The sequence below is a fragment of the Cytobacillus oceanisediminis genome, from assembly GCF_003182355.1.
Taxonomy (GTDB): domain Bacteria; phylum Bacillota; class Bacilli; order Bacillales; family Cytobacillaceae; genus Cytobacillus; species Cytobacillus oceanisediminis_A.
Genome location: NZ_QGTW01000026.1, coordinates 22,232 through 35,689 on the forward strand (window position 1 = coordinate 22,232; position 13,458 = coordinate 35,689).

General features: G+C 37.4%; 15 protein-coding genes. 3 read left to right on the top strand and 12 right to left on the bottom strand.

The annotated features are described in order from the left end of the window. Window positions 1-57 precede the first annotated feature (57 nt). The 5 genes from DFO73_RS27325 to DFO73_RS27350 all read right to left on the bottom strand — a co-directional run bounded on the left by DFO73_RS27325 (window position 58) and on the right by DFO73_RS27350 (window position 5,706). Window positions 58-987 (bottom strand): COX15/CtaA family protein, encoded by a 930-nt coding sequence (locus DFO73_RS27325; RefSeq protein WP_110067819.1) that lies wholly within the window; start codon window positions 985-987, stop codon window positions 58-60. Window positions 988-1,399: 412 nt separating this feature from the next. Next, on the bottom strand, window positions 1,400-2,218 hold the full coding sequence (locus DFO73_RS27335) for a GNAT family N-acetyltransferase (RefSeq protein ID WP_110067809.1): 819 nt from the start codon (window positions 2,216-2,218) through the stop codon (window positions 1,400-1,402). Window positions 2,219-2,251: 33 nt separating this feature from the next. Further along, window positions 2,252-3,388, bottom strand: a complete 1,137-nt coding sequence (locus DFO73_RS27340; RefSeq protein ID WP_181396157.1) for an amidohydrolase — start codon at window positions 3,386-3,388, stop codon at window positions 2,252-2,254. Window positions 3,389-3,412: 24 nt separating this feature from the next. Further along, complete coding sequence (locus DFO73_RS27345; protein ID WP_110067810.1) at window positions 3,413-4,801, bottom strand: YjiH family protein; 1,389 nt, start codon at window positions 4,799-4,801, stop codon at window positions 3,413-3,415. Window positions 4,802-4,851: 50 nt separating this feature from the next. Continuing rightward, the gene (locus DFO73_RS27350) at window positions 4,852-5,706 is read right to left on the bottom strand and encodes a MurR/RpiR family transcriptional regulator (RefSeq protein WP_110067811.1); all 855 of its coding nucleotides are present in this window, start codon (window positions 5,704-5,706) and stop codon (window positions 4,852-4,854) included. 311 nt (window positions 5,707-6,017) lie between these two features. Between DFO73_RS27350 and DFO73_RS27355 the strand changes: the two genes are divergently transcribed. Beyond that, window positions 6,018-6,500 (top strand): hypothetical protein, encoded by a 483-nt coding sequence (locus DFO73_RS27355; RefSeq protein WP_110067812.1) that lies wholly within the window; start codon window positions 6,018-6,020, stop codon window positions 6,498-6,500. 195 nt (window positions 6,501-6,695) lie between these two features. Here DFO73_RS27355 and DFO73_RS28950 read toward each other — a convergent pair whose 3' ends face one another. Further along, the gene (locus tag DFO73_RS28950) at window positions 6,696-6,833 is read right to left on the bottom strand and encodes a hypothetical protein (RefSeq protein WP_181396158.1); all 138 of its coding nucleotides are present in this window, start codon (window positions 6,831-6,833) and stop codon (window positions 6,696-6,698) included. Window positions 6,834-6,978: 145 nt separating this feature from the next. Then, window positions 6,979-7,953, bottom strand: coding sequence for a proline dehydrogenase family protein (locus tag DFO73_RS27360; protein WP_110067813.1), 975 nt, complete (start codon window positions 7,951-7,953; stop codon window positions 6,979-6,981). A gap of 330 nt (window positions 7,954-8,283) precedes the next feature. Here DFO73_RS27360 and DFO73_RS27365 point away from each other — a divergent pair, with 330 nt between their 5' ends. Then, window positions 8,284-9,018 (top strand): ZIP family metal transporter, encoded by a 735-nt coding sequence (locus DFO73_RS27365; protein ID WP_110067814.1) that lies wholly within the window; start codon window positions 8,284-8,286, stop codon window positions 9,016-9,018. Between the two features lie 287 nt (window positions 9,019-9,305). Here DFO73_RS27365 and DFO73_RS27370 read toward each other — a convergent pair whose 3' ends face one another. The 5 genes from DFO73_RS27370 to DFO73_RS27390 form a co-directional block, all read right to left on the bottom strand. Then, window positions 9,306-9,476 (bottom strand): hypothetical protein, encoded by a 171-nt coding sequence (locus tag DFO73_RS27370; protein WP_219993455.1) that lies wholly within the window; start codon window positions 9,474-9,476, stop codon window positions 9,306-9,308. A gap of 211 nt (window positions 9,477-9,687) precedes the next feature. Then, a complete protein-coding gene (locus DFO73_RS27375) occupies window positions 9,688-10,197 on the bottom strand; it encodes a DinB family protein (protein ID WP_110067815.1) in 510 nt (169 codons plus the stop codon). Window positions 10,198-10,514: 317 nt separating this feature from the next. After that, the gene (locus DFO73_RS27380; protein ID WP_110067816.1) at window positions 10,515-10,979 is read right to left on the bottom strand and encodes an SMI1/KNR4 family protein; all 465 of its coding nucleotides are present in this window, start codon (window positions 10,977-10,979) and stop codon (window positions 10,515-10,517) included. Between the two features lie 271 nt (window positions 10,980-11,250). Next, entirely contained in the window at window positions 11,251-11,748 is a 498-nt protein-coding gene (locus DFO73_RS27385; RefSeq protein WP_110067817.1) for a GNAT family N-acetyltransferase, read from the bottom strand. Window positions 11,749-11,914: 166 nt separating this feature from the next. Further along, window positions 11,915-12,418 carry a MarR family winged helix-turn-helix transcriptional regulator gene (locus DFO73_RS27390; protein WP_110067818.1) on the bottom strand — a complete coding sequence of 168 codons (504 nt, stop codon included), beginning with the start codon at window positions 12,416-12,418 and terminating at the stop codon, window positions 11,915-11,917. Between the two features lie 764 nt (window positions 12,419-13,182). Between DFO73_RS27390 and DFO73_RS27395 the strand changes: the two genes are divergently transcribed. Next, on the top strand, window positions 13,183-13,458 hold a 276-nt coding region (locus tag DFO73_RS27395; protein WP_142669549.1), incomplete at its 3' end, for a hypothetical protein.

A 13,458-nucleotide genomic window follows, 5' to 3' on the forward strand; every position in this document is an offset into this window, starting at 1 on the left:
CCCTCCCTTTCTATTCCTTAATAAAAAATCCCTCTTAAGAAACAGAGGGACATTTAACTAATCCAAGTAATGCTGTGGCTTGCTTTTTACTGCTTTCAGGGTTGTTTCCATGCTTTTCACAGAAGACGCATATACCCTCGTTTCAAAAACAAAAGCAAAAAGTGCAGTTCCTAGCGCCAGGTGAAGAACGGCCCATGAAATTTCAATGTAACTGATGATGGTGAGTATGCCGATGAGTATTTGGCCCATCACAATCAAAGAAGCTGCCATTAGTCTATTTTGCAAACCAGCATTCCATTTTTTCTTAAAAGATATATATGTAAGAATAAATATGTAAAATGCTAAAGCACCAGCTAGCAGCCTGTGGCCTGTTTGAAACATCCCCGGTATGGATGCAGGAATAAACCCATTGCCGCAATCGAGCCAGCCGCATGCCAATCCATATGCTTGATGCTTTATGTAAGCACCCAGAAATAAGGTCAGCATCAATAGCAATAAAACAATATTTAAATGGGATAATACGGCTACATTCTTTCTGTTTTTACCCAGCGAAAGCTGATGTCCATACCTCAGATCGACTTTTGGCCAAATCCATATAAGGTTTGCCAGGAAAAGCATAGCAATCATCAGGTGAATGGAAACTACAATGGCCGGTAAATCGAGTAAAACCACAACTGCACCTAATAGAATCTGAAGAATGAGAAGAATCATTAATCCCCAGGAAGCCGATTTTAAATCCTGGTCTGGTTTTGATTTTTTAATTTTAATAAATAGCGCTACAGAAATAATCCCGAGGATTGCGCCAATTACCCGATGAACAAATTCAATCAAAGTATCACCCTCAAGTATTGGTATTACCAGCCCATTACATAAAGGCCACTCTGGCCCGCAGCCCATTCCGGATTCCGAAGATGCCACATAGCCGCCAAACACGATTAAGATGTATGTCAAAATAATTGTTATGAAAGCCAAGCCCTTTATCCTCAATCCATGCACCCCTTTTGCAAATGTTTTCAAATTTGTCACCATATTAACAAAAAATGGACAAACTTTCGGTGACATGGGTCACAAAGAGGATGAGGAAATAAAAGTCAGACGAGTTATTTGAGCAGTTATTATCTCGACACACAAAAAAACAGTCCATCCTAACGATGAACTGTCTCTTTCCCTTATTGCTGTCTAGTTAAGCTTTTCACAAATAGGATGGAAATCAAATGATCGCACATTATATGCCAATTCGTTCTAACTGTTTCCTCATTGTAGATAAGTTCCATAATAGAAACAGATTCCGCCCAGCCTGAAAGCCCGCTTTTCGACTTTACTTCTACAAGAATGAAGTCTTTATCTCCATCTTGACATGCCTTAAAACGATGCTTTTAATTTCCATTCTACCATTCCTCTAGAGGAATACATTTTCTTTTTCCAAGAGATATAAGTATTGATCTTCCCTGATTGGATCTTTGACTAAATCAGTTACAATCCAGCCTTCATTTATATAATGGATAAAGACGTCTTTTGTACTTTCTCTCCATTTTAATGCAAGTGAAAAGTTCTTTTTCTTGATGTCCTGAAAATTCCCTGGTACGGGCACAAGAAGCTTTTCGCTGCCATGATTCAAATCTGCTTTTATAGGGACAGAATGACCGTTTTCTGTACGGGTTTCTAACACGATCGGCAGCTCAAAGGTTTTTTCGCATCGCTTTGCAGCTTGCTCTTTAATCCGCCACTCCACTAAAAAGCGGTCAGTTGAAATACCCGCATTCATATGATCGGACATCTCTCCATAAGCATTTTCAATGTATCGCGTACACACCGCTCCAAGTTTATGAAGATTTAAATTGGCATTTACTGTTTCCAGTGGATCGTACGTCCAGGAAATGAGATCATACCCTTTCTCCAGGGCTGTTTCTTTTTGTGCTATTTTCAGCTTTTCTCCGATTCCAAAAGCGCGGTAGTCGGCATGAATCCCAAGGCTATGAGAACATAAATAGACCTTATTTCCATCAAAGCCAGGAAAGCTGTACTGAAACCCGATTAATGCTTCTTTAAAAAAAGCCCCTAATACAAAGCCTCCATTTTTGACTGTAGCCACAGTATGATTTACAGGCACTGCATCTTCCACGCTCCAAATGCGTGTTTCAAGCTGATATACAGCTTCCAATTCCTTAACCGTATGAAGGCTTCTAATTGACAGTGATGATAATACTTCTTGCTTCATATCCTTTCCTCCTTCACAAATACCGGCTGAAATCTACCATTCCTTCTGATCTGCTTCCATGATTACTTTCGCTAATATTTGAGCTCCATAGATTAAAGCTTCTTTATTGAAAGCCATGTTTGGATGATGAAGGCCAGGCTTTAAATCACAGCCAAGTCCGATCATCGTTGCAGCCAAGTCCGGGTTCTTTAGTGTATAAAAGTGAAAATCCTCTGCCCCCGGCGAGAGGCATGCTGGTTCAAGGTTTTCTTCCCCTAGTACTGTGTGAATTGCTTTCCTGGCAAGAGCCATAGCACGTTCATTTTTTACAGCTGCCGGTGAAAACTCTTCAACGCTATATGTAATTTCCGTCTCAGTAAGCGAAGCCGTTTTTTCTAATATATGCTTGGCTTTTTCCAGCAAGTTTCCCATTGTATCATTGGCTTCCGCCCTTAAGTCAAAGGTAAACCGCGTAGTTTCCGGAATCAGATTGGATGCTTCCCCGCCATGCAATTCTGTTATTTTAATAGAATATTTTCCTGTTTCCTGCAAACGAATTTGCCACATAGCCTGAATCAGCAAAGCGGCAGCCTCTATCGGGTTATTCCCTTCCTCCGGCCGTGCAGCATGTGAGGGCATACCTTTAATTATTCCCTTAAGGCTGGCTGTTGAGCCGTGCTGGATCACTGGGGCCGCTTTATTAAATGGAACTTCATAACTTGGGCGCAAATGAATGCCACATAGAAACATAACATTTTCCAAAGCTCCATCCTCTATCATTTTTAGTGCGCCCTCAGCTTTTTCTTCGGCAGGCTGAAAAATAAAGCGGACAGTATGCGTTAATAAGAGATTAGTTTTAGCAAGAGCAACCGCAGCACTTAATACCATCGTGCTATGTGCATCATGGCCGCAGGAATGGTTTGCTTGAACAGTGCCATCCACTTCCTGCAGAAGGGCATCCATATCAGCCCGCAATGCAATAACCGCTTCCTTTTGCCCTTTCAATTCTGCAGTGAACCCATAATGCCCGCTAAATGTTTTAATCTTAAATCCTGCTTGCGAAAGCTTTTCACGAAGATAAAGGGAGGTTTCTTCTTCCTTCCAGCTAGGCTCAGCCAGCATATGAAGTTCTTCATAGGTCTGCAGGATTTTTCTCCTCTGTTCGGAAATAAAATCTATTGGATCCACCATTACAAAAACACTCCCATTTCTTCATTAAAATATTATATGTGCAATAACTACTACGATTGGCAGCGTAATAATTGTGCGCAGCAAGAAAATAAGAATTAAGTCTTTAATGCTGACCGGAAGCTTTGAACCAAGCAGCAGTCCACCCATTTCAGACATATAAACAAGCTGTGTGACAGATACACAAGCAATTACAAATCTTGTCATTTCACTTTCAATTCCGCTTCCAATAACCGCTGGCAGGAACATATCCGCAAAACCGACAACCATTGTTTGGGCTGCTTCTCCCGCTTCTGGAATTTGCATCAGCGCAAGGATTGGCTCAAATGGCTTTCCAAGAATCATGAAAGCCGGTGTATATTCAGCAATTACCAATGCCACCGTACCAATTGCCATAACAATCGGAAGTACACCCAGCCACATATCAAGGACATTTTGGAAGCCTTCCTTGATCACTGCAGAAGCGCTTTTATTGGTCTGCGCTTTTTTAACTGCATTATTTATACCCCAATTTACCGGAGATACATTCGCAGGAATGGAGGTTTCCTCTTTAAGTTCTGTGCCTTCATATCCAGTGTTAGCTTTTCTTGATAGCGGCGGAATGCGGGGCATGATAATGGCAGCCGCAAGTCCAGCAAGAATAATCGTAAAATAATAATGAAGGAAATAGTGCTCAAGGTTCAGGTATTGAATGATAACAATTGTAAAAGTAATAGATACAACTGAGAATGTAGTAGCAACGACTGCTGCTTCACGCTTCGTATAATAACCATCTTCGTATTGCTTGGTTGTCAGAAGGACACCAATTGTACCGTCTCCTACCCAGGAAGCCAGGCAATCAAGCGAAGAACGGCCTGGAAGCGTAAAAATAGGCCTCATCACTTTAATAAGCAATGCACCAAAGAATTCAAGCAATCCAAAGTTTAAAAGCAAAGGCAATAATAAACCGGCTAAAAGAAAAGTTGTAAATAAAATCGGAATTAAATCATAGATTAATAATCCGCCGGTATTTTCAGAATAAATCGGTTCAAATCCTAATTTAAACAAAGTTATAATAGCAAAAACCATTCCAAGGAATCGTGCTGCCAGCCAAAACTTGCTGACATTAAATAGTTTATTCAGAAATGGACTATTTAAAATAAAGCCAGGTTTAAATACTTTTGCAATAAAAGATCCAATGACGGATAGAGAAATCACAATGACAGTAACCGGATAGACGGAATCACCCAATAAAGCGCCTATTTTCCCTGCCAAAAATGCTACCGGAATTGTAATTCCTTCCCCTTCGCTAATCGGCACCATAAATAAGAGAATTCCCACCAGAGACGGGATTAAAAATTTTAAATAATCTCCTGAAGTAAACGCTTTCAATTGTACTTGTTCACTTTCAGGCATTTTTTTTGAAAGACTGCTCATTCGTATGTACCCCCTTTTATTTTTCCTTGTTAACTCCCTGTTGTTCATCATTACTCAAGAAATAACTCTTTTTCAGCATACAGAATTTCAAGTTTTTGCTGCCTGTTGGCAATTTTTTCGTGATCCCTTTCTTGTATCCCCGCAATTAACACTTCCAGCAAGCTGACAACCGATGCAATGGAGTGATGGCCTGAATCCATATGTTCATCAGTAGTAAGTGTGACTGAAGCCATTTGCCCCACTGGCGAAAGCTGGCGGTCTGTAATAGCAATGATCCGGGAACCCTGTTTCTCAGCATAAGAAGCCAGCTCAAAAGTTTCCCTTCGATAACGTGGAAAAGAAAAAATGACGGCGGCGGAATGCTCTGTTAAATCACACACATCCTCAGGCAAAAAACCATTTGGACCTGAGATAAACACATTTCCCCTTAATTGCTTAAGCGTGTAATAAAACCAATATGCTGCCGCAAAAGAGCTCCCAAAACCTCCTACATAAACCCTGTCTGCCTGAATTACAGCATCAATTGCTTTCCAGATTTCATCATCATTAACCTGATCAAGCAATTGCCGAAGGATTTTCCTCTCTTGATCAATTACTCTCCTGAACAGACTTTCTTCGTCATCATTCTCTGATGAAGGATATTCTTCTCCCGCCGCCTGCTGTTTTCCGGCAAGCCAGTCTTTTCTGACCAGATCCTGCATTTGGGAATAGCCGCTGAATCCCAAGGCATATGCGAGCCGGATCACGGTTGTTTCACTGACTCCCACTTTCCTGCCGACCTGAAATGCTGTTAAAAGCACCGCTTCATCCGCATGCTCCATAAAAAATTCAGCTGCTTTTTTCTGGCCAGGAGAGAGCGAGGAATAGCTTGCTTTAATCATGTGGCTTAATGTTTTTGTATTCATGCTATCTCCTCTTGAATAGTGCAGGAAAAACTTCTTATGCAAAGTATAAAGCATTAAATACTTCTTCCACAAGAAAATTTTCTACTATTCTAAATTATTTTTATTCCCATTAATCTATTAGCCTATTTTTTTCGAAGGAAATCCTTCTCTATAAAAATTTTAAAGGACGAAATACTTCTTTTGCAAGAAAAAAATGTATTTTTAGTTAAATAAATTTATTTTTATGCAAAAAAAGCATTCATAAAGCAACGGACCTTTAAACCGTCAGAATAAAAAAATGATATATTAAATAAAAAAGATGGAGGTTTTAAATGATTGCCAGATGGCTTAGTATTAATATTCTAACTGTTCTTTTGATTCTTTTATGGAGCTGGTATCATGGTTATGGTTCAAATGAAATCCTAGTCGGAAAAGTACTTGCACAAGCTGCTTTTATTTTATATTTGATAAACCTGAATATGTATTTCATATTCCTTCTGATTCGAAAAAGCAAGTTACGGAAAGTAAAAATAACACTTGCGAAGATATCCAAAAGAATGATGAAATATCACGTTGCTATTGCAGTTACAGCTTCACTGCTTATAATCGTACACGCTGTGATTATGATAACTGCCCTTTTTGAAGATCTTTGGAAAGCCAAAACAGCAAGCGGAATGATCACATTGATCGTTTTGGCTGTTCTCTTATTTAGCGGTTTGTTGCGGAGAAGGAGGTCAACGGGAATGCGAAGAAAATTTCATTATATGATGGCTTTCGTGTTTTTTGGGTTTGTGTTTTTGCATGTTTTTGTATAAAGGGATGGACCTCTTATTTATTTTGGCTACTTATAAGGATTTGTTCTTTCTTTCTAGGATGGAATAGACGTTTACTTGTCCTGTTTCCTTTTTTGCGTCCTACTCTTGCACTTCTACTTCAAGCTGGACTTTCATTGCGTCCCCGAAATTAATTGCGCCGTTTTAAGGAGCATAACCGCTATGAACTAGTCAATCTTATACTTGGGCACCAGTTTCAGGGAAAACGACCATTCTATCAAAGATCTGGAATTTCTTCTCCTGCTCCTCCTCAGATTTGAGGTTAATGATGTCAAAAAAGGTTTTCTCTGTTACAGATCTAAACTGTAAATTCATGCTAACTCCTCTTTTCCTTTTTACAAATAAGCCACCTTTTAACTTTCGTGTTCGATTAAGACACATCCTTTTCCTCTGGAAAAGGATGTGTCTACCTACAAAAAAACCTCCCTTTTCAACTACAAAGAGAGGTTTGATAAATTTTTTATTTTTTACGCCGCTTTGTCATTCTTCCCAATAAGAACGCGCCTGCTGCCACACCCAGCATTGTATTCGTTTTCTTGTTGAATACTTGCTTGGCAACGAGGTTCAGGTTTTGCGGCCTTTCTGCAAGGCGGCGCATAAAATAGCCATACCAGTCGTTTCCAAACGGCACATACGTACAGAAATTATAACCTTCACTCGCAAGCTTTAACTGCAGATCCTTTCGGAATCCGTATAGCATTTGAAATTCAAATTTTTCTTTCGGAATATTGTTAACCCTTACAAATTCCTTTACATGATTAATAACTTTATGGTCATGTGTGGCAATGGATGTAAACTTTCCATTCAACAAATGCCATTCTATAAGTTTAATAAAATTTACGTCAATTTCACTTTTTCCCTGATAAGCAATTTCTACAGGCTCTTTATAGGCACCTTTTACGATCCGCAGACGGAAGTCTTTATATTTTTTGATATCATCCTTTGCACCAAAAAAGTATGCCTGGATAACCGTTCCGACGTTATCATATTCCTTCGACAGTTCATCCAGTATATCAAAGGAAGGCTGCAGACGTTTGGAGTCTTCCATATCCATATTCACAAAAATGCCATAACGGCTAGCTCTATCCACGATCTCTCTCACGTTTTCAAGACAGAAAGAGTAATCTATATCGAGTCCCAATTGTGAAGGCTTTAAAGAAATATGGGCATCTACTTGATTTTCATGAATAGCTTCAATCACTTCAAGTATTTGATTTTTTGCTTCTATCGCCTCTTCTTTTTTAAATACAAATTCTCCGAGGTTATCGACAGTACAAGAGATTCCATGTGCGTTAAGCTCTTTAATGCTTTGGATCGCTTCTTCTAAATTTGTTCCCGCAACGACATTCTGCCCCCCTAATTTCAGTCCGTATTTCTTTGCCGCAGTATTCAGAAATTCATTTTGGGAGAGGCCTATAAATAGATCTTTCATCATAGAAATATCCCCTAACTCTTGTAATTTCACAATAATTATAGCATATTTTTTTTAATAAAATTTTTATTGTGAATTTTTCTATTTTAACTTTTTCCCTTTAAATTAGAAGGTAAACATGTTTCATATATGGCTAAGTTCCATCACTGCTTTTCTATTAAACTAGAATTCAGCAACCATAATTACTTCCTACACTTTCTTTTCTTCTCTCCCCTCCATCTTCCAGTCTGTCAAAATGATTTACCGGAATAATTTCTTATTCTGTTATTGAAGTTTAAGCCCTCAAAAAAGGGATATTACTCAGTTATAGAATTCATATTAAAGGAGAACAAAATGCAAGAAGCTATATTTGGAATCTTACTTTCAGCATTAGCAACAGGAGCAGGAGCAATTCCTATTCTATTTTTCACCAGAATTTCATCAAAGGTAAAAGCTACTTTACTAGCATTTGCTTCAGGGGTAATGATGGCAGCGACTACTTTTAGTTTAATTCCCGAAGCTTTAAAACCTTCAAATCTATACGTTGTCTCTGCAGGATTATTGGCGGGTACATTTGCTTTAAACTTTTTTGAATCCCACTTTACATCGGATAAGCTCGAGATACCAAAGCTTAATACACAAATTGATCGGAAAACACTCCTTGTCATAGTTGCCATCACTCTTCATAACCTGCCTGAAGGCTTATCTGTGGGTGTGAGTTATGGTGCAGGGGCAGAGAACTTGGGGGCAATTATTGCTCTCGCAATTGGATTGCAAAACGCACCAGAAGGATTCTTGGTAGCCATTTACCTGGTTAAACAACAAGTTTCCCGAACTAAAGCCTTAATGATTGCAGCTCTTACTGGGCTTGTAGAAATTGTGCCAGCTATCATTGGCTATCTATTAGCCTCCGAAGTAAAAGGTTTAGTACCATATGGACTTAGCTTTGCTGCTGGTGCCATGCTTTTTGTTATTTACAAAGAATTAATTCCTGACAGCCAGGAAGAGGAGAATGAACGTTTTCCTACTTACGCTTTTGCTATAGGGTTAATTGCCATGCTGGGCCTCATTCAGGGGTTTGGTGTTTGAGCTATTAATCCTGTTATGTAGATAAAAAAAAGACTCAACTTCTATTACTGAGAAATTGAGTCTTTTTTATGTATGATTCCGACTGGGTTCGAACCAGCGACCTCTACCCTGTCAAAGTGGCAAACAGTCACTGAAGCAATAAAGTTATTATGGAAAATCCCTTACATATCAAGGCTTCAGCAGGAATGAAGTTTGTTCTTGTAGGTTTAAAAAGGACGGCTGTTGACCGTTTTCGTCAACAATTCGTCAACATCTATTACTTGTGCTAGTTGAAGAAGAAGTTTTATTTAATTCTCTTTTTGCTTTTTCTTATACATCTCTTTTAGTACATCTGGTCCAGGGATATTATTTAATATCTTTATTAGTTCATCTCCACATTTATCGCTTGTAAAGTCACCTTTTCCATCTTTTGCCATTTCCAAATAAGCGGCGGTCATCATTTCAATGGTTTTTAGCATCTGATTCATCTAAGGCAATGATTTTTTCTTTTGTTTTTCTAAATCCAACATAAATTATCTCCTTAGTTCTGATTGAAAGTATAGTAAATTCGCTATAAGGGGTAGCGTCAGGAAAATACAGATTTACAACGTTAAGGAAGTTTCAATATTAAAAAACCTAATTTTTCAGCATTAAATGAGAAATTAGGTTTTTTCATTAATAGAAAAAGACTTATAAGTATTTATCACTAATCACTTTCATATGGTGTAACTCGTGCCCTGCAATACCATATGCAATGGTACCTATCGAAACTGGGCTGTTCATTACAGTTCCATTACGAACCCACGCTGCATCATCAATGGTTGAAATAAGGCTTAACGTGTTGGAGCGTACCGTGTCTAAACCAGCTAATAACTGCTCCCAGGATAATTTGTTGAAGTTTGCCGCAGAAACGTATTGATCCTGATCCATTGCTGGGAGTGGTGCACTTTCATTTCGTGCAATGGCAAGCATTCGATACGACATTACACGTTCCGAGTCGGTCATATGCCCAATCACTTCTTTTAAAGTCCATTTCCCTGGTGCGTACGCCTTCCTTGCTGACTCCTCTGATACGCTGCTTAAGAGGGTAATGGTCTTAGTTTGTTGCTTACTAAGTATTTCTTCAATATCTCCATCTGGCACAAGACTAACATATCTATCATGCTCTGGATTTTCAATAAATAATGGTCGTGGACGCACAAGAATCCTCCTCATCGGAATAGTTAATGATGATTCTAGGCTAATATTCGACTGTCAAGAAGATATTTCCTTTATTTTTGATATTTAATTTCATTACCGCAAAATAATTGCAAATTAAACAACTTTATTATCTCTGTACAACTGATTTATGCAGTTAACATAATACAGATAATAATGGATTAATTCACTATTTATTCCACTAACCTGCCCGTTAGCACAATAAGAAAAAGCTGCCGTACGACAGCTCCGATCTTTAACTCAAGCACCCGTTACTAAAGCACTCGTGAATAAAGCAAGTAGTCTCTGTTTTAAAGCAGTTAATCCTCTAGAGAATCCATTAACAACTCTGATAAAAAGTCTCCGAAATTCTCTGCAATCATTTCAAATGGTTGTTCCTTTATCGGAAGTCCACTAATATAAGAAACAACAGGTGCATTGTCATCATTTTTACTATGGACTTTGGAGCAATCAAGGCAGAAATACTTGCCATCATCGGCGAAATAAAAGCAAATGAGACTATTAGGCAAATTTTCTGTTTTCCTTAATTCTTTGGTAATCCAAATCATATTCGGGATTCCCGTTTCATCTGTCCCTAAACCATAAATTTCTTCTCCAAAAATATCTCCCAAACCATATTTCTTTAGAAACAATCTATAACTTTTAGGAAATTTCACATTTAATTTATTTTCTGCATCAATAATTGTATATTCATCAATTTCACCAATAAAATCAGCTTCACCTTGGTTAGCTTCTATAATTTCGAGTGCTTTATTTATCGACATCTTTCTCCTCCGCACAATCCATTTTTTACATTTATTTTACCACTATTTCCTGTTCAACTAACCTGAAAGCCGCCTGGTTTGGCGGTTGATCTTGAACATAAGCACCCTATAGTTTAAGTACAATGTTTCACAAACTTACTCCATTACCACGTCATTTATTGCAGAAATGCTTTACATCAGAGCAAGAGATGAATCTTCCACAAATTCTGTTTATTTTCTCTTGCTCCAGCTTACTTGTAGGTGTCACCATTATCCGCTCAAGGTAAAAGGGTCAATCCATAGCCTCTCTTAATTTGACCATGTTATACCAGCGTACTCCTCCATGTTGTGATTCAGAAATGCCATGGTTGACAAACCTAGATTTTTCATAAAAAGGAACTAATTCCCGTTTACATGTTAAAGTGATTCCTTCTCTTTCATTTTCTTTTACTAGCTCTTCCATTTTCTCAATTAAAATCTTAGCAATCCCTTGATTTCTTGCCTGTTTGGACACAGCTAATCCTAAAATGCTCTGATATCCGCCTCTTTTTGGATTCTCTTTGATTTTCTCAAAAAGATTATCTGTTATATAAGGTTGATTAATAACAGGTCCATTAATATAACCAAGTATTTCCCCATCCTTTTCTGCCACGATAAAGGTATCAGCTATCCACTGAATCCTCTCCACAAATGCCTCTTCTGTTGCGGCTTCTTCTATTGGAAAGCCTTCATTCTCAATAATTAATAGCTGTTCTAAATCTGTAGCTTGAACATTTCTTAAAGAAATCATCTTGTTTATAACCCCATTCCTAACTAAATTTACCTAATTGTATTAGTTGTAAAATATATATCGACTTTACTACAATGCAAAAAAATGCTTAGAATCTAAACTATAAATAGTTTAGAACCTAAACAATTATTCGTCAAGAAATTATTAATTTAAAATATGACTAATTCTACTTCTTTTGTTCTATATCAGGCATATCCAACAATTCAGTATACTTTTGCATAACTTTATAAAAAAGATTAATTTCTTCAGTAGTAAAACTCTTACGCAATGTTTTTTCAGCCCAAGTGAGTTCCTTAATATCATAATTTTTATATGCTTTACTTAGGACTTCACCTTTATCAGTGACATACAGATGTACATTTTTTGCATTGCCATGTTCTTTTTTTCGTATAATCAAATCACGTTTTTCTAGTTTGGCAAGAATCTGTGATACAGCACCTTTTGTACGATTCCACTCCAATGCCACCTCAGTAACAGTGATTCCAGGATTCTCCTCAATAACAGTCAAAGTGTGTACTTCCATCATATTGATTATTTCTCCAGTACCATAATCACGAGCTGTTTTCATATAATCATTGTACTTCATAACAAACTTATAGATAATATTCGCCTTTGCATCTAATTCATGGTACTTAGCATTTTTTTGAATCACACCTTCATTACTTTTCATTTCGTTTCACAACCTTTCGGCTATAACAGTAAATTAAACAGTATTAGTTTTTTATTATATCATTATGTATTAACCTTTTAATATTTCTACTTTATCCTCTATGTGTTCTTATTTTTATATTCCTTTTTAAGCTAACCTGCCATTTAGTTCAACAAGAAAAAAGCCGCCTTTTTTAGCAGCTGATCTTGAACATAAGCACCCTTTAGTTGAAAAACCACCTTCTCCTTTAGTGCATCGAACAGTGATGGGTATAGGAAGTGCAATTCTAAGCGTATTTTTAGTGCGATTATTATTAATTTATCTTTACAAGGACTTAGAGAAGTAAAGAATTCTCATCCTAAAAGTCAAATAGTCCCAATAAATAGTAAAGCTAAATCAGGCTAAAATACATAGCCTTTTTTACTTTGCAGTTTGAGTCGATTGAATATTATTAATTAGACAGGTAATTATAATTAAAAGAGTAAGGTCAGAGTTCCTTCCTTCTTTCAGACCTCAAAAGTTTCAGACCTTACTCTCACCCTTTTTTGTTTAAGGTCATATACTACAATGCATGAATCGCTCACAATCACCGCAGAAATGCGGTTTTTTTTGTTAACATAATAGCATAACATTTTTCAGATAAGCACTTTATTTTTACCGAGCAAAAAACCATTCCTCTACAGCACAGTACTCCACTTTCAAACTGTGCAACTAAAATACAACATTACATAAAAGTAGAGATTTACATGTTATAATACTTAGGAAAGTAAAAAGGGGGTACTTTTATGAGTATTAAAACTAACGACGCCAATATCCTGAATATTTCAGAGAGAATACTGGCACTTAAAAGTGCTATGCCACCCAAAGAAATTGAACAATTAGATACACACAGTTCACAACAGAGTGAGCAAGCCCTTCAAAATTGGCGAGAAGAACTCATTAATTTATTCGCTTACTCATTCACACATAAAGATGCCACTAACAAATCCGAGGTAGAAAACTGGGGAGAAGAAACTATAAATTTATTAATCAAAATAGATTTCTCTCTTGATAATGCCATT

Excerpts from the sequence above, each read along its gene's own strand:
- DFO73_RS27335 (WP_110067809.1), bottom strand. The coding sequence starts at position 2,218 with ATGAAGCAAGAAGTATTATCATCACTGTCAATTAGAAGCCTTCATACG.
- DFO73_RS27340 (WP_181396157.1), bottom strand. The coding sequence starts at position 3,388 with ATGGTGGATCCAATAGATTTTATTTCCGAACAGAGGAGAAAAATCCTG.
- DFO73_RS27345 (WP_110067810.1), bottom strand. The coding sequence starts at position 4,801 with ATGAGCAGTCTTTCAAAAAAAATGCCTGAAAGTGAACAAGTACAATTG.
- DFO73_RS27350 (WP_110067811.1), bottom strand. The coding sequence starts at position 5,706 with ATGAATACAAAAACATTAAGCCACATGATTAAAGCAAGCTATTCCTCG.
- DFO73_RS27355 (WP_110067812.1), top strand. The coding sequence starts at position 6,018 with ATGATTGCCAGATGGCTTAGTATTAATATTCTAACTGTTCTTTTGATT.
- DFO73_RS28950 (WP_181396158.1), bottom strand. The coding sequence starts at position 6,833 with ATGAATTTACAGTTTAGATCTGTAACAGAGAAAACCTTTTTTGACATC.
- DFO73_RS27360 (WP_110067813.1), bottom strand. The coding sequence starts at position 7,953 with ATGATGAAAGATCTATTTATAGGCCTCTCCCAAAATGAATTTCTGAAT.
- DFO73_RS27365 (WP_110067814.1), top strand. The coding sequence starts at position 8,284 with ATGCAAGAAGCTATATTTGGAATCTTACTTTCAGCATTAGCAACAGGA.
- DFO73_RS27370 (WP_219993455.1), bottom strand. The coding sequence starts at position 9,476 with ATGCTAAAAACCATTGAAATGATGACCGCCGCTTATTTGGAAATGGCA.
- DFO73_RS27380 (WP_110067816.1), bottom strand. The coding sequence starts at position 10,979 with ATGTCGATAAATAAAGCACTCGAAATTATAGAAGCTAACCAAGGTGAA.
- DFO73_RS27385 (WP_110067817.1), bottom strand. The coding sequence starts at position 11,748 with ATGATTTCTTTAAGAAATGTTCAAGCTACAGATTTAGAACAGCTATTA.
- DFO73_RS27390 (WP_110067818.1), bottom strand. The coding sequence starts at position 12,418 with ATGAAAAGTAATGAAGGTGTGATTCAAAAAAATGCTAAGTACCATGAA.